17 protein-coding genes are annotated in these 14,942 nt (G+C 66.0%); 6 read left to right on the top strand and 11 right to left on the bottom strand.

Annotated features, from left to right (window positions below; all coding sequences use genetic code 11):
- Positions 1–52 precede the first annotated feature (52 nt).
- From DPR14_RS16195 to DPR14_RS16175, 5 genes are all read right to left on the bottom strand, one after another.
- A complete protein-coding gene (locus DPR14_RS16195) occupies positions 53–961 on the bottom strand; it encodes a fatty acid desaturase (protein ID WP_211103789.1) in 909 nt (302 codons plus the stop codon).
- Between the two features lie 607 nt (positions 962–1,568).
- On the bottom strand, positions 1,569–3,140 hold the full coding sequence (locus DPR14_RS16190) for a GMC family oxidoreductase (RefSeq protein ID WP_158046075.1): 1,572 nt from the start codon (positions 3,138–3,140) through the stop codon (positions 1,569–1,571).
- Positions 3,141–3,158: 18 nt separating this feature from the next.
- Positions 3,159–3,710: a twin-arginine translocation signal domain-containing protein gene (locus DPR14_RS16185; RefSeq protein ID WP_158046074.1), complete on the bottom strand. Its 552-nt coding sequence runs from the start codon at positions 3,708–3,710 to the stop codon at positions 3,159–3,161.
- A gap of 75 nt (positions 3,711–3,785) precedes the next feature.
- Positions 3,786–4,181 (bottom strand): VOC family protein, encoded by a 396-nt coding sequence (locus tag DPR14_RS16180; protein ID WP_158046073.1) that lies wholly within the window; start codon positions 4,179–4,181, stop codon positions 3,786–3,788.
- A 73-nt stretch (positions 4,182–4,254) separates the two neighbouring features.
- Positions 4,255–4,575, bottom strand: a complete 321-nt coding sequence (locus DPR14_RS16175) for a ribbon-helix-helix domain-containing protein (protein WP_158046072.1) — start codon at positions 4,573–4,575, stop codon at positions 4,255–4,257.
- A 320-nt stretch (positions 4,576–4,895) separates the two neighbouring features.
- Here DPR14_RS16175 and DPR14_RS16170 point away from each other — a divergent pair, with 320 nt between their 5' ends.
- The 4 genes from DPR14_RS16170 (at position 4,896) to DPR14_RS16155 (ending at position 8,549) form a co-directional block, all read left to right on the top strand.
- Positions 4,896–5,102 (top strand): hypothetical protein, encoded by a 207-nt coding sequence (locus DPR14_RS16170; protein WP_158046071.1) that lies wholly within the window; start codon positions 4,896–4,898, stop codon positions 5,100–5,102.
- 441 nt (positions 5,103–5,543) lie between these two features.
- Positions 5,544–5,951 (top strand): response regulator, encoded by a 408-nt coding sequence (locus tag DPR14_RS16165; RefSeq protein WP_246148223.1) that lies wholly within the window; start codon positions 5,544–5,546, stop codon positions 5,949–5,951.
- The gene (locus DPR14_RS16160) at positions 5,948–7,168 is read left to right on the top strand and encodes an FIST signal transduction protein (RefSeq protein ID WP_192498977.1); all 1,221 of its coding nucleotides are present in this window, start codon (positions 5,948–5,950) and stop codon (positions 7,166–7,168) included. Before DPR14_RS16165 ends, DPR14_RS16160 begins: the two co-directional genes overlap by 4 nt.
- Before the next feature lie 19 nt (positions 7,169–7,187).
- Positions 7,188–8,549, top strand: coding sequence for a sensor histidine kinase (locus DPR14_RS16155; RefSeq protein ID WP_158046068.1), 1,362 nt, complete (start codon positions 7,188–7,190; stop codon positions 8,547–8,549).
- Positions 8,550–8,656: 107 nt separating this feature from the next.
- Here DPR14_RS16155 and DPR14_RS16150 read toward each other — a convergent pair whose 3' ends face one another.
- The 3 genes from DPR14_RS16150 to DPR14_RS16140 all read right to left on the bottom strand — a co-directional run bounded on the left by DPR14_RS16150 (position 8,657) and on the right by DPR14_RS16140 (position 11,268).
- Positions 8,657–9,799, bottom strand: a complete 1,143-nt coding sequence (locus DPR14_RS16150) for a fatty acid desaturase (protein ID WP_192498976.1) — start codon at positions 9,797–9,799, stop codon at positions 8,657–8,659.
- A gap of 242 nt (positions 9,800–10,041) precedes the next feature.
- Positions 10,042–10,914, bottom strand: coding sequence for an SMP-30/gluconolactonase/LRE family protein (locus tag DPR14_RS16145; protein ID WP_158046066.1), 873 nt, complete (start codon positions 10,912–10,914; stop codon positions 10,042–10,044).
- 75 nt (positions 10,915–10,989) lie between these two features.
- Entirely contained in the window at positions 10,990–11,268 is a 279-nt protein-coding gene (locus tag DPR14_RS16140; RefSeq protein WP_158046065.1) for a hotdog family protein, read from the bottom strand.
- A 103-nt stretch (positions 11,269–11,371) separates the two neighbouring features.
- On the opposite strand from DPR14_RS16140, the gene DPR14_RS16135 reads away from it, so the two are divergent.
- Together DPR14_RS16135 and DPR14_RS16130 are read left to right on the top strand one after the other, a co-directional pair.
- Complete coding sequence (locus tag DPR14_RS16135) at positions 11,372–11,806, top strand: hypothetical protein (protein WP_158046064.1); 435 nt, start codon at positions 11,372–11,374, stop codon at positions 11,804–11,806.
- A gap of 211 nt (positions 11,807–12,017) precedes the next feature.
- Entirely contained in the window at positions 12,018–13,391 is a 1,374-nt protein-coding gene (locus tag DPR14_RS16130) for a cytochrome P450 (RefSeq protein ID WP_211103788.1), read from the top strand.
- 73 nt (positions 13,392–13,464) lie between these two features.
- On the opposite strand, the gene DPR14_RS16125 is transcribed toward DPR14_RS16130, so the two are convergent.
- From DPR14_RS16125 to mtgA, 3 genes are all read right to left on the bottom strand, one after another.
- Positions 13,465–13,722 (bottom strand): hypothetical protein, encoded by a 258-nt coding sequence (locus tag DPR14_RS16125; protein WP_158046062.1) that lies wholly within the window; start codon positions 13,720–13,722, stop codon positions 13,465–13,467.
- 118 nt (positions 13,723–13,840) lie between these two features.
- Positions 13,841–14,113, bottom strand: coding sequence for a hypothetical protein (locus DPR14_RS16120; RefSeq protein ID WP_158046061.1), 273 nt, complete (start codon positions 14,111–14,113; stop codon positions 13,841–13,843).
- A gap of 73 nt (positions 14,114–14,186) precedes the next feature.
- Positions 14,187–14,897, bottom strand: a complete 711-nt coding sequence (mtgA, locus tag DPR14_RS16115; protein ID WP_158046060.1) for a monofunctional biosynthetic peptidoglycan transglycosylase — start codon at positions 14,895–14,897, stop codon at positions 14,187–14,189.
- Positions 14,898–14,942: the final 45 nt, after the last annotated feature.

Genomic DNA, 14,942 nt, shown 5'->3' with positions numbered 1-14,942 from the left:
TGACGGTTCGTCGGCGGGGGAGCGCCGGCCCGGCGCTCCCCCGCGGCCGGCGTCAGGCCATGCGCTCGCGCAGGTCCCCGAAACGGATCATCCTGCGGTTGTCTTCATCCCACAGGGCGAGGCTTACGGTCTTCAAGCTCTCGATCAGGCCGAGGGAGCGGACGCGCTGGAGATCGGGGATCGAGAGATGGCAATCCCGCAACCGGTAATTCGGGATCTTGGACGACAGGTGGTGGACGTGGTGATAGCCGATATATCCGGTCAGCCAGTGCAGCCACCGCGGCAGATCGTAGAAGGAGCAGCCGTCCAGTGCCGAGGCGTGGAAATCCCACTCCTCCTCATGGTGCCACTGGACCCCTTCGAACTGGTGCTGCACATAGAACATCCAGATGCCGATCGTCGCGGCCAGCAGGATGACCGGTCCCCAGACCATCAGGACCGGCACCCAGCCGAACGCCAGCGAGGCTGCGGCGAAAGCTGCCAGGATCGCGGCGTTGGTGCCCAGCACGCTGATCCAGGCGGCACGGTCGTTGGTGCCGTCCCCGATCGCTATCCGGTGACGGATCAGGAACATGAAGGCGGGGCCGATGCCGAACAGCACGATCGGGTGCCGGTACAGCCGGTAGCGCAGCCGGCCCCAGCGGGAGAGGGCCAGGTATTCGCGGACGGTCAGGGTGGTGATGTCGCCGATCCCGCGCTTTTCCAGGTTACCCGACGTGGCATGGTGGATCGCGTGCTCGCGTTTCCAGTAGCCATAGGGGGTCATGGTCAGCACGGAGAGGCAGCGCCCGAGCGCGTCGTTGGCCCAGCCGGACTTGAACAGGCTGCCGTGACCGCAGTCATGCTGAAGAATGAATGCCCGCACCAGGAAGAACGCGGCGGGAACCGAGAGCAGCAGTGTCAGCCAGTATCCCACCTGCAGGCTGAAGCCCATCAGTATGGTCAGCCCGGCGAGCGGCAACAAGGTCGTTCCGATCTGTCCGACGCTGCGCCCCAGGACGGGTTGCTTGAAGGCCGCGAGCTGTTGAGCCCAGCGGCGAGCTGCCTGCTTTCTGTCCTGAAAGGTCGCAGGCGTGGGGGTCGAGGCGCACATTGTCTGCACCCCGGTGTCATCGGGTGGCATAGGGTATTCCTGAAGAGGGAGAACGGGTGGCTCCAACCACGACAAGCATCAACAAGTGTCGCACCGCGTATATGGACCTCGATTGTGGGCAAATTAAGCCCTTCTTAACAATTTGCGAGTCCGTAGCGAGAGGAAACCGCCAAAGTACTGAATTTTCCATTCGCCTACGACGCGGCGCCTGGGTTTATACACTTTTCGCGGCAAATGCGCACCAACATATATGTCGCGCGCGGGAGGGTTTACCGGAAAGCGAATTGCCCCGGCCCATGGACGGCAGCCCCGACGTCGGACCCTAACGTTCCCGCGGGATCTCGGCGTCGGCCCTGCGGGCCGGGGCCGTCCTGGGATGCGCCGATTCGACAGCCGATGTCGACGGCTGCCGGAATCGAGAAGGGCGCGCGGCCTTCCTGGCCGCGCGCCCGCCGGACCATCCGCCGGACTGGCGTCAGATCTCGCGCTTGCTCATCCGGTCCGCGATGAAATCGGCCTGACGGATGGCCAGCGAGACGATGGTCAGGGTGGGGTTGCAGGCGGCCCCGGTGGTGAACTGGCTGCCGTCGGACACGAACAGGTTCTTCACGTCGTGCGCCTGCCCGTGCTTGTTGACCACGCCGTCCCGCGCCTTCTCGCTCATCCGGTTGGTCCCGAGATTGTGGGTGGAAGGGTAGGGCGGGGTGTGGATCGTGCGGGTGGCTCCCACCGCGTCGTAGACGGCCGACCCCTGGCGGAAGGCGTGGTTGCGCATCGCGACGTCGTTGGGATGGTCGTCGAAATGCACGTTCGGGATCGGCTGGCCGAACCCGTCCTTCTCGGTCGCGTGCAGGGTGATGCGGTTGCTTTCCTGGGGCATGTCCTCGCCCACGATCCACATGCCGGCCATGTGGTCGTAGCCGTCCAGGGCCGACGTGAAGCCGCGGCCCCAGGCGCCGGGATTGAGGAACGCCGCCATGAACGGCAGGCCCAGCGAGAGCGTCTCCAGTTCGTATCCGCCGGCGAAGCCCCGCGACGGGTCGAATCGCGACTCGTCCCGGATGATACCGGCCATCGTCGTGCCGCGGTACATGTGGACCGGCTTCTCGAACACTGCGTAGACCGATCCGGTGGTGTGGCGCATGTAGTTGCGCCCGACCTGGCCGGAACTGTTGGCGAGACCGTCGGGGAACATGCCGGATGCCGAGTTCAGCAGCAGCCGGGGACTCTCGATCGAGTTGCCGGCGACCGCGACGACCCGGGCCTTCTGGCGCATGACGTTGCCGGCCTTGTCGCCGTAGAGCACGCCGGTCACCTTGCCCGAGGCGTCATGCTCGATCTTCAGGACCTGGGCGTCGGACCTGACCTCAAGGTTGCCGGTCGCCTCGCCCTTGGGTATTTCCGCCATCAGGGTGGACCATTTCGCCCCGGTCTTGCAGCCCTGGAAGCAGAAGCCGATCTGTCGGCATGCCGCCCGGCCGTCGCGCTCCTGCGGGTTGATCGCCATGTTGCCGGTGTGGAACTCCTTGTAGCCCAGCGCCTTGGCGCCCGCCGCCAGCACCTTGTAGTTGTTGTTGCCGGGCAGGCGGGGGATGCCGCTGGTCCCGGTCACGCCCATCTTGTGCTCCGCCTTGGCGTAGTAGGGCTCCAGCTCAGCCAGCGTGACCGGCCAGTCCAGCAGGTTGGCCCCGGCCAGTTCGCCGTAATGGGTCCTTGTCTTGAACTCGTGCTCCTGGAACCGCAGGCTGGCGCCTGCCCAATGGATGGTCGAGCCGCCGACCGCCTTGACGATCCAGGCCGGCAGCCCGGCGAAATCCTTGGCGACGCGCCAGCTTCCCGACGTCGTCCGCTTGTCGAGCCAGCTGATCTGCGAGAAGGATTCCCACTCGTTGTTGACGAACTCCTCCATCTCCACGCGGGGTCCCGCTTCCAGCACCACCACCTTGACGCCCTTCTGGGCCAGCTCGTTACCGAGCGTGCCGCCGCCGGCGCCCGAGCCCACGATCACCACGACGCCGTCGTCGTTGAGGTCGAACTTCGCAGCCATGATCCCGATCCCTCCCGCTCAGGCGTTTTTCAGCCAGTCGATGTCGTCGAAGCCCCGTTCCAGGTAGCCGCCATGTTCGGCGGAGGACCCTTCGTAGCCGAACTTCACCCACACCTCCGGCTGGTTGTAGAGCGCCACGACCATGTCGCCGCGGATCTTCTGGAAGAACGGGGTGGTCTCGATCGATTTCAGAAGGGCGATCCGATCGCCCTCCTCGACGACATCGGCATAGGGGCGGGCGTACTTGGCCCGGGCCGCGGTGTCGAGCCCGGCCACGCCGTCCTCGATCAGCCGCTTCAGCTCCCCGTTTTCGCCGGCCTTGCCGTCATAGGGCTCGATCGCGCGGGCATAATGGACCTCGCCCAGCCGGTCGTGCGGGTACAGGTCCCGCGCCATCCGGACCAGGGTCACCATGCTGTCCGGCTTGAGATGCTTCGCGGTCATCGCCCAGGCGCCGGACGGGGAGACCGCGACGGTCCCGCTAGCCAGGGCCGTGACGCCGGCGACGGCAGCGCCCGATTTCAGAAAATTGCGCCGGGTTACCCTGATCCGTTTGTCGATGGTCCTCATTGTGCTCCTCCCTCGGAGACGGAGTGTCGGATACGTTTCTTGGAAGACGTCTTTTCCGTCGCTTCTTCGGCCGGCTCAGCGGTATCGGCCGTGGCGCTGCAGCACCTCCACCTTGTAGCCGTCGGGGTCCTGCACGAAGAAGAAGCGCGCCATGAGGGCGCCGTCGCGCATGAATTCCTTGATCGGGTTGGGGTTGAAGCCGAGCCGGGTGAACCGGCCGTGCTCGGCGTCCAGGTCGTCCACGGCGACCGCGATGTGCCCGTATCCGTCGCCATGGACATAGGGTTCGGTCCGGCCGTGATTGACGGTCAGCTCGACCTCGAAGTCGGCCTCCCGGTTGCGCAGGTAAACGAGGGTGAAACCCTCGAACTCGTAACGGTCCGCCGCCTCCAGGCCGAATGCCCGGCCGTAGAAGTCGCGCGACCTGTCCTCATCCAGCACGCGGATCATCGCGTGGATGACTTTGGCCATGGTGGTTCCGCCTCCCTGGTCTTTCGCTCTTGCAAGCGAAATCCTAGGGCGGCGATTCAGGCGGGAGGTAGTATCATGCTACTACAGCATTGATTTTCCGCATCCGCCGACCTGCGATCGCCGCCGCATGAGCGGCCGGGTCGCGCAGGTACAGCGCGCAGGTGACCCGAAGCATGGAGGCGAAGTTCGGCACGTCGCCCTGCTGCTGCAACACCTCGTCATGAAGGGTGCAGAGGAACCGCGACAGCGTCAGCCCTTCGCGGCCGGCGATCTCCTCCAGGATCGCCCAGAACTCGGCCTCCAGCCGGATGCTCGTCGTGTGGCCGTGAAGCCGGACGGCCCGCGTCTCGCAGGCATAGGAGGCGGGGTCCTGCATGGCGAATACTCTGCACATCGTTTCTCTCCCCTGAAGTGCCGTCCTTTCCTGTCGTTCGACGGCTTGCGAGAGATCATATGCCGCTTTCGGCGTCTTGCCATTAGTCCGAAGTGACGACGACCGAAGACGCTCCGGACCGGAACGGCGCGGCGGGCCTGCGACGTTTGATCGCCCGCCATTCTCCTTTGGAACCGTTGAAGCGTTCGAAGGAATCCGCCTAACTGGCGCGCAAGCAACAATGCGCACCACAACGGTTGGGCAGCCACCGCGGTCGGGTACGACAGTCCCGACCGGTTGGGCGGACCATGTGGATCGCCGGCGGGGAAGGAAGAACCGGGATGTACTGGACACGGCTCCACCGCATACAGAAGTGCTCGCAGACGCCGCAGGCCCTGGCGGGCTTCGTCGTGATCTTCTTCAGCGTGTTGTTGAACGCTTTCTGGATCGAGATGGAAATCGGCGGCTTCGGAATGGTCATCGCCCTCGCGATGGCGTTCGTCGGTTTCGCCCTGTTCTATCGGGGCTGGGCGATCGAGAACCGCTGAGAGCCAGGGTCAGGACCCCCGGGCTGGCCGCTGCCGATGCTGCTAAGCGGAAGATGCCCGGCGCCGCCGCCTGGCTCCATCCGGCCCACAGGATTCCAGCCATCGGGTGAAATTTCGACTGATCCGAAATCATTATCATTTTCGCAGCTTGTTGCTCGCGATTTCAAAGTAAGGCAACGCAAGTTTAATAAAACGCCATTGGCAACCGGTTCGACGCGCGAGGGGGGGCTTTGTTAGGCCTGTTCGCCGATCGTTCGCATGATTTTTCTTCTGGATATCCCCAATCAGGTGAGAGATATTGAAGTTCCATTTCGATAACAGGTTCGTATGCCGCGGCGATTGTCTCTTGTTCCCGGTGAAGGTGCGTCTCCCCCGGCAGCACCGGAGCCCTACCGTCGAGGGGGAGGTGCCGAAGGCAAGCCTCCGCTTCCCACAAGGACCGTGCTGATCGTTGAAGACAACGCATTCAATTTGAAGCTGCTGGACGACCTGCTGCAGGCGGCCGGCTACACGACCTTGACGGCGACCGATGGCGAGCAGGCGCTTGACCAGGCGTTGCAGTTCATGCCGAACGTCATCCTGCTGGATATCGGCCTGCCCGACATGTCGGGCGTCGATGTCGCCAGGGCGATCAGGAGCAGCGATCAGCTCCGCAAGATCCCCGTGATCGCGGTGACCGCCTATGCGACGCCGGAGGATGAGGCCGTGATCCGTCTTGCCGGGTGCGACGAGTACGTGGCGAAGCCGATTTCCGCGCCCGAACTGCTCAAGCTGGTCCGACGGCACGCCAGCTTCCGGCTCGTCGGACAAGAGGGAGACGGGAAAGAGGGAGGAAGGGACGGATCTTGATCGGCGTCGGCCGCAGCAACAATCCCGATCCTAAGGAAGCCGGCTCGGAAGCTGCGCGTCGTGCGGTAGCGTTGCTGGACGCGGACGAGGCGCCGGGATGGGCACTGCTCTTCTGCGGCGGCAAGCATGATCCTGCACTGGTCCTCGCGGGTCTTCGCGGGGTGGTCGGAGCCATCGCGGTCGTCGGCGGTTCGGCGGCGGGCGGCATCACAGGGGCGGGATTCGGCTACAGCGGATTCGAGGTCGCCGTAGGACTGTTTCCGGCCAGTCTCGGCAAACCGGCCATCCTGGTCGATGACGGGCTGCTCGACGGCGAGGGGCCGGCGGGCCGACGGCTCGGCGACCAGCTCCGGGCTGTGGTCGACGACGGGCGCGTCGTCCTGCTGTTCTACGACAGCGTCGCCTCGACCGTACCGCCGCGCCTGCACCCGGCCAGCCCCCTGGTCGAAGGCATTTACCAGGGGCTCGGCGGCCGCCGCCCCCATCTGGTCGGTGCCGGGACCCTGACCGACATGAACCTGTCCGACGGTTATGTCTTCGACGGCACCCGTCCGCGCAAGCACGCCGCCGTCGCCATCGTCCTGCCGCCCTCGGTCGGCGCCGAAACAGCCATTCTCCACGGCTGCGTGCCCGTCAGCGCGTTCATGACCATCACGGCGGTCGACGGCGCGGAGGTTCTGGAGCTCGACGGCCGGCCGGCGCTCTCGGTGTTGGAGGGGATGCTTGGAATCGAGATCGGCGAAAGCCAGGGCAGGGCCTTGTCTCTTATGGTTACACTCGGCGAGAAGCACGGTGATCCGTTTGCCGAATACGACGAGAACCGCTATGTAAACCGCTTGATCCTGCAGGCATCTCCGGAGCGCCGGTCCATAACTTTGTTCGAACCGGACTTTCGTTCGGGGTCTGTCGTACAGATCATGTCGCGGGACAATGGATTGATGGTACAAAGTGTTCGTGACGGCGTGCGCCTGATGAACGAGCGGTTTTCCGGCCGGCAACCCATTCTGGCGCTCTACATAGACTGCGCCGGACGGGCGAGTGCCCGGAGCGGATCGGAGATCGAGGAGGCGGAAGTTCTGCTCGACGAGATTGCCATACCGGCACCCTTGCTGGGCCTGTACTCGGGCGTCGAGATCGCCCCCGTCGGGGAGGAACAGAGCCGTTCGCTGGACTGGACCGCCGTCCTGACCATCCTGCACGGCGACCGTGGTCCATAAGGACGGGACAGGGGCGGGAATGACGGAGCGCAAGGTCGAGGATCTGGAACGCGAACTCGCCTTCTACCGTCGGCAATGCAACGATCTGGGTGCCCGCGTCCTGCGCCTTCAGGAGGACCAGAGCCGGGCTCACCGGGAGGCGCGCAGGTCACGCACGGCAGCCCGTTTGCTCCGGACCGCGTTCGGCCTCGTCAATGTCGATGCCTCGGAGGAGGCGGTCGGCAACCGCATGCTGGAGATCGTGCTGGACAACCTGGTCTGCGATCGGGCCGCCATCCTGCGGCGCGACCCGCACCGGGGATTGTTCACCATCGCCAACCGGCTGGGGTTCGGCCGTCCGCGCCCGGTGGAGGACGTGCCGCTGGCGGAGCCGCCGGAGTTCTACTTCACCTCCTCGCGGGAAGCCGGCGACGAGGTCGCCGCCGTCCTGACGGAAGCGCTCGGCCTGCCGTTCGTGATCTGGGCCTATGATCCGGCGTCGGGCATAGCGCTGCTGCTCGGCAACAGGATGGAGGCCAATGTATCGAGGCCGTTCGGCCCGGACGACCGCGAGATCGTCGAGGCGGCGCTCGGCGTCTTCGCCGACATCATGCAGCGCCGCCGGGTCGAGGAGGAGTTGCGCATCGCGAAGATCGCGGCCGAGGAGGCCAACTCGATCAAGGCGGCCTTCCTGGCCAATCTAAGCCATGAGCTGCGTACCCCCCTGAACGCGATCATCGGCTTTTCGGAGATCATCCGGGACGAGTTCTACGGGTCGGCTCCGCAGGAGAAGTACCGGGAATATGCTTCCGACATCCATGAGAACGGCCAGCACCTCCTGAACCTGATCCAGGACATCCTCGATTTCTCCCGCCTGCAGTCCGGCCGGGCCACCCTGCGGGAGGAACATGTCGATCTCAACCAGGCCGCCGCCGCGGCGCTGGGAGCCGTCACGCCCCTGGCTCGGACCCGGGGGGTCACGCTGGCGGTCGGCATCCGCAGCGGAATGCCGGCCATCCTCGCGGACGCGACCCGCATCCGTCAGATCCTGATCAACCTCGTCGGGAACGCGGTCAAGTTCACGCCGGCCGGAGGTCGTGTCGAGATCCGGGCCGATCTGACCGACGACGGCGGAGCGCTACTCCAGGTCATCGACACGGGCATCGGCATCGCGCCGGAGGATATTCCCCGCGCCATGGAGCCGTTCTGTCAGCTTGAGAATACCTATACCCGCCGGTTCGGCGGGACCGGGCTCGGACTGCCGCTGTGCAGGACGCTCGCGGAACGCCACGGCGGCACGCTCACCATCGAGAGCGAACCGGGACGGGGCACCACGGTGACCATCCAGCTTCCCCGGCAGCGCGTCGCCGATGGGTCGGCGTCGGTCTTTTACCGCGCCTGACCCGTCGAAACGAACTCCGTAAAGCGGAATCCCTTGCGGAGCTACTGCCGCGGTACCCGCTTCTCGGGCAGTTCGCGGCTTCGGCGGCACCCGTCGAAGTTCCCGGTTCAGATCTTTCCGGCGGTGCTCAGGGATGCGAGGTTCTCGTCGATCGCCTGCACAAGGCCCCAGGTCTCGATATAGCCGAGCGGGAAGCTCTGGCAGCCCGTGTCGGCATCCTTCTGGCGGGCGTGGATGTAGTCGGTCCAGCGGCGCGACGCGGGGCGGCGGTGGTGGAAGTCATGGCAGGGGGCATCGCCGACCAGCACGAACACGCGGGAGAACAGGTGGACCGTCAGCATCGACGTCCACCAGCCGGCCCAGGCCAGCAAGCCGCCCGGGGTGGTCGCGGACTGCGCCGGGACCGGGGACCCGGGGAAGACGCCGGCGGTGGCGAGGCAGACGAAGGTCTTGCCGCGCGCGTCGATCACTTCCTGTTCCGGGAAGCGGTGCTCGCACAGGGTCCGCAGCGCCGTGCCGATCTGGAGCAGGACGGTGACCGGGAGAAGCCACGCGACCGCCACCTCGGTCCAGGTCCCGGTCAGCCAGACGAGATAGAACAGGCCGCTCCAGGCCGCCCAGCCGATCAGGTTGTGGACCGTCGAGTGGGAGAGCAGGCAGGACGAGACCCGCGCCAGCAGGAATCGCAGGTGGAAGAAGGGCGAAACGAAGCTGACGATCACCCGGCGCCACAGCACCGGCTTGGGCAGGCCGGGCCGCAGTCCGGCCAGGTTCATGACGAACTGGGTGAATTCATCCTCGTGGGTCAGCAGCTTGTTGGGGCTGTGGTGCAGCATGTGTTCATGCTGGTAGACGTCGAAATGCTTCATCAGCAGCAGGATTGAGATGGTTTCCCCGACCAGCCGGTTCGTTTCCCGTTTGCGGAACACCGTGCCGTGGGCGCAATGATGGAACACCACGGCCTGGAGCTTGCCCATGCCCGACGACGACAGGATGAGCAGGAAGGGCAGCGTCGCCAGCCATGGACCGGAGAGGTACAGCGCCACAAGGCTGAGCGTCACGCCGGCGCCCAGGGCGCCGAAGGCCGTCACCACATGGAAAAGGGCCGAGTGGGACCGCGCCTCCTCGCCCGGAGCGGGACGGGCCGTCAGCCATGTCAGGAAAGGCTGCACGAAGGCCGGCAGCCGATTGTACATGCCGGCGCGTATGTCGGTCGCGGCGCTGGGGATGGCGCTGCTTCCATCCTCCAAGGAATCATTTTTGACGGTAATATTCCGTTCAAACGTAGCAATGGACATCCCGTATCTCCTTTGGGTTGGGTCCTATTGCTACAGATAATCTACGAAATGGATGAAGCGCTACATTAGAACTATTAAAAACCTACTTTTGCTGATATTGTATCCTATCTGTTCTGGTACAGTGGGTGTAGTTCGGAAAAATTTCCGCAATGGTCCTGCTTTAATTCTGTTTTCGAATTATTCCAAAAGTACTTTCAGCCGGCAAACGGCGGTATTTCCACACCGGTGACGCCCGTCCCGGTGATCGCGAGCAGGCATCCGGCCAGCGGGTCCGGCTCGTCGCCGGCCTTCTGGAGCGAAGTCATGTAGATGACGTCCAGGTCGGGCCCGCCGAACGCGATCTTGGTCGGGGTGCGGCAGGGTACCTTGATAGTGCGGTCGATCGCGCCTGCGGGCGTGAAGCGTACCAGTTCGCCGCCGCCGATTCCGGCCATCCAGTAGCAGCCGTCGGCGTCACAGGCGCCGCCGTCGGGCCGGCCGGCCATGCCCTTGGTATCGACGAAGACGCGGCGGTTCGACGGAACGCCGTCAACCGCATCATAGTCGAAGGCCCAGATGGTCCGGACCTTGGCGTTGCTGTCGGACAGGTACAGCGTCCGCCCATCGGGACTGAAGGCGAGGCCGTTGGTCGTCCAGAACCCGTCGATCATGCGATGGCATCCGAGATCCCCATCGAGACGATAGAAAGCACCCTCCGGCCGCTCCCCCGGGGTTCCCATGCGCATGGTGCCGGCCCAGAAGCGGCCCCTGCTGTCGGTGGTGCCGTCGTTGAAGCGGTTGTCGGGCTTGTCGGCTTCCGGGTCGAGCAGACGGACCAGGTCGCCCGTCCGGGGATCGAAATTGGCGAACCCGTTGCGGAGCGCCAGCAGCATGCGGTGGTCCCGGCGCGTCGCGATGCAGCCGATCTCTTCCGGCATCGGCCAACTCTCGTCCCGGCCGGTGGAGGGGTCGAACCGGTGCAGGGCCCGGCCGTCTATGTCGACCCGATAGAGCTTCTGCTCGCCGACCGACCAGATCGGGCTTTCCCCCAGCTTTGCCGGTTCCGCGACGACCCGTTCGATATCCATGGTCAAGCTCCCCCGGGCCGGGCGCCATGCCCGGCCGCTCCCTATGTTGGTAAACTAACCATTACCAACCTGTCGCTACCCTGGCAACCCGGCGCTCCGCGGCACCAGGAGGACGGCTGTGAAGCGTTGGACCACCTCGTCCTTTCGATTGAAGGTCAGGGTGCGCATCCGCACCGTACCCCGGTCCGCAGGACGTCGCCCGGTCATAGCGGCTATGCCATGCAAACTCTCCTCGACGGCCAGCCCGACGAAACCGCCGGCGAGCTGCCCCTCGCCGGAGACGATCATCCTCATGGTGAGCGCCGACGGTATCGGCCTTGCCGCCGCTGCGGCGGCCGAAGCGCTGGTGGACACCGCCCGCCGTCCCTTAACTATAAATAAATGAAGATGGCGTAACTACCTCCGACGCACTCCTTCGGGTGCGCGAACCGCGGCCGGTGGAGGGTGACGAGTTTGGATGGCTGGCCTGTTTGACCACCTGTCCAACCTGCTGTCCCGCCGCCGGAACCGGACCGGCGGCGCGCCGACGCATGAAACGGCATTGGTCGCCGCCGAGCGCCTCGGCATCAGCGGCCGGCCTTCTCCGCTCCAGACCCGCAACGCCGATCCTTCCGGCAGGATCAACGGCAAGGAGGACGCCATCGGCGACCTGCGGCGCGCCATGGCCGCCGCGGACCAGCGCCAGGCCCGGACCGACGCCGACGCCTCCCTTCTCCTCGCCGTCCTGCTGTCCAAGGGGCACGGCCTGAACCGCACCCAGGCGGTGCAACTCCACGACGACCTGATGCGCGGCTGCCTGCGCGACGCCGACCGGCAGAAGCTGCGGACCCTGTACCGCACCCTGCACGGTCGCGAGTTCAGCTGCCGAATCCCCGCCTCGGCATCCGAGTGACACCGGCTCCCGCAACGGCTCCCGCAACGGGGTCGGAGTGATTTTTCCGCCGCTGCCGGTATCGTCCGGACCCTTCTCCGAAGAGAGCGCCAGGGCCGCCAGGAATGGGCTATAGTGGGTTCCCGGCACCAGAACGCGGGCGTGACGGATGACAGCGTCGACCCTACCCGAGCCCCATTGCCCCACCCCGGCCGGCCAAGGTCCGGCCCTTGTGATTCCTCCCCGACTGGAACCGGCGCCAGCGCCGCTGCCCTGGTACAGGCAACTCAAGGCCTTCCGCACGAACGCGCTGACCGCCTGGTCCCGGCAGGCCTACGAGCTGGATGTCATGGCGTCGTCCTTCCTCTGGCGGGGTCGGGTTCTCGTCAGCAGCCCGGACGGCATCCGCCATGTGCTGGTCGACAACCATGGGAACTACCGCCGGACGCCGGCTTCGATCCGCGTTATCCGTCCGCTCGCGGGAGACGGTCTGCTCCTCAGCGAGGGCGAGCGATGGCGGCATCAACGGCAGACCCTGGCGCCGGCGTTCACCCCGCGGGCGATCCCGGTTCTGGTCGGACACATCGCCGAAGCGACCCGGGACGCGCTGGCCGGGATCGGCGCCCGGGCCATGAAGGGCCCTGTCGAACTGGTTTCCTTCAGCCAGCACCTGGCGCTCGACATCGCGGGCCGGTCGATGTTTTCGGTGGAGATGTCGGGTCATGGTGCGGCGATGCGCCGGCTCATCGCCCGTTATGCGGAGCGGCTGGGCCGCCCCTACCTGCTCGATTTCCTGCTGCCGGCGGCGGTGCCCAACCTGCATGACCTGGCCCGGAGACGTTTCCGGACCGAGTGGATGGGGCTGGTCGAGACCATCATGGCGGAGCGCCTCAAGGCTCCCGCCGATGTCGCCGACAAGCCGCGCGACCTGTTCGATCTCATGCGCGCCGCCCGCGATCCCGGGACGGGCGCGGAGATCCCGGCCGGCGAACTGCGCGACCAGGTCGCCACGATGATCGTCGCCGGCCATGAGACGACGGCGCTCGCGATCTTCTGGTCGCTGTACCTGCTGGCGCTGGCGCCGGACGTCCAGGAGAGCGTGGCGCGCGAGGCGGCGGGCCTCGACCTTTCTGCCGAGGGGGCCGCCCTGGCGCTGCCCGGCCTCGTCATGACCCGGGCCGTGGTTCAGGAGGCGCTCCGTCTCTATCCCCCGGCGTTCGTCATCGTGCGGGAGGCGATCGGCGAGGGCATCGTCGGCGGTGTGCCGGTGCGCCCCGGCGATCTTGTGATGGTCTCGCCCTGGGTGCTGCACCGTCATCGAAAGTTGTGGCGGGACCCGGACGCTTTCGATCCCGGGCGTTTCCTGCCCGATGCGGCTCCCCCCGGCCGGTTCGCATATCTGCCCTTCGGCGCAGGACCCCGTGTCTGCATCGGTGCCCAGTTCGCCCTGGCCGAGGCAGTCCTTGTCGTGGCCGCCATGGTCTCGACCTTTTCGCTGGATCTGCCGAAGCCACATCCACCGGTCATGCCGACGGCCGTGATCACGACCCAGCCGGATCGTGCCGTCTATTTCAGCATGTCGCGTCGGGCCGGTTCGGAGGGCTAGAGCGCCAACCGGCCCAAGGTGTCGGCCGGCCTGCTCCGGAATCGCAGCCATGCCACCGGCGGCCGCCCGGCCCTCAGCGGCGGCACCGCTCCAGGAAGGCGCCGGCCACAGGTTGCTCGACCTGGAGCCATTCGGGCCGTTCGGATGCCGCGTAGCACAGCATCGCGATCAGGCGGTCGGCGGCTTCCTCCAGCGTCAATTTTGGATTGTATTTCAGCAGGATCGCTATGGCGGCCCGGTATCCGGCTTCGGGATGCGGCCGCACGCTCCTCGCTTGGGCAAAGGCGCCGACCACGGTTCGAACGAGGTCCTCGGAAGCCAAGCGCTCCATAGGGTCCACCCAGCGGTGACAGGGGCCCGATTTTGTGTCGAATGCCCGCTACCCTCAAAGTGTCCGATGGTACGTTATCCCGAGGAGACTGCTGCCCGGCCCCGGACGGCCTGTCCCGCTACTTCGCCGAATCCCGGCTGATGATCTTGTTGAAGTTGCTCTTCGGCTCGAACGCCATGGCGAACTTGTGATCGTCGAACCGCTTGAAGAACTCCTCCTCCCAGGAGATCTCCTCCAGGCTGTCGTTCTTCGAGTTGGGCGCATCGGGGAACTCGATCCGGATGATCCCGACGCCGCCCCGGCCATGGGTCGATTTCACGACCGCCGGCGTGCCGCCGTGCAGCTCGGCCCAATTGCGGATCTTGTCGTGGTCGGTCGTCGTTTCCGACATGGTCCGGTCCTCTCGTTGATGGATCGGGCACCTCGACAGAAAGAACGCGCGAGGGTTTCCGCGATGGCCCCGGTCAGTCGACGCAGGCCGCCAGCCCGTCGCGCTCCACGATCGCCATGCGCTGCTGGATCACGTTGGCACGGCCCGCGATGTAGCGGGTCGGCTTGGCGGGCGACCAGCGCAGCGGGTTGGGCAGCACCGCCGCCATCAGGGCCGCCTCCCGCCGGGTCAGGCCGGATGCCGGCTTGTTGAAATAGGCGCGCGCGGCCGCCTCGGCGCCGTAGATGCCGTCGCCCCACTCGATGATGTTCAGGTAGACCTCCATGATCCGGGCCTTCGGCCAGACCAGCTCGATCCACAGCGTGAACCAGGCCTCCAGCCCCTTCCGAAGATATCTGCGGTCCTGCCACAGATAGGCGTTCTTGGCGGTCTGCATCGTGATCGTGCTGCCGCCCCTCAGCGACCGGCCGGCCATGTTCCCCTGCCAGGCCTGGCGCAGCGACTCCCAGTCGAAGCCGGCATGGCTGCAGAACAGACTGTCCTCCGACGCGATCACCGCCCGGGGCAGGGTGCCCGACAGACTCTCCAGGCCGACCCAGTCCTTCTCGATCCCGGCCCCCTCGACCGCCCGGATCAGCATCAGCGGCGTGCCGGGCGGCGGCACTACCCTGTACAGCACGACCCAGCCGACCGTGACCGCGGCGGCGCCCAGCCCGATCGCCAGAATGGCCGGAAGGAGGCGCCGCCGGGGCCGGGCGGTGGAGACTCGCTGGAGGACGGACATGGGACCTGCGGCCTGGGGACGGGGTGGCCATCATAACCACCCTGA

The organism is Skermanella pratensis, from assembly GCF_008843145.1.
Classification (GTDB): Bacteria; Pseudomonadota; Alphaproteobacteria; order Azospirillales; family Azospirillaceae; genus Skermanella; species Skermanella pratensis.
Note: the sequence above shows the minus strand (reverse complement) of the source record. Positions and strands in the feature narration are given on the sequence as shown.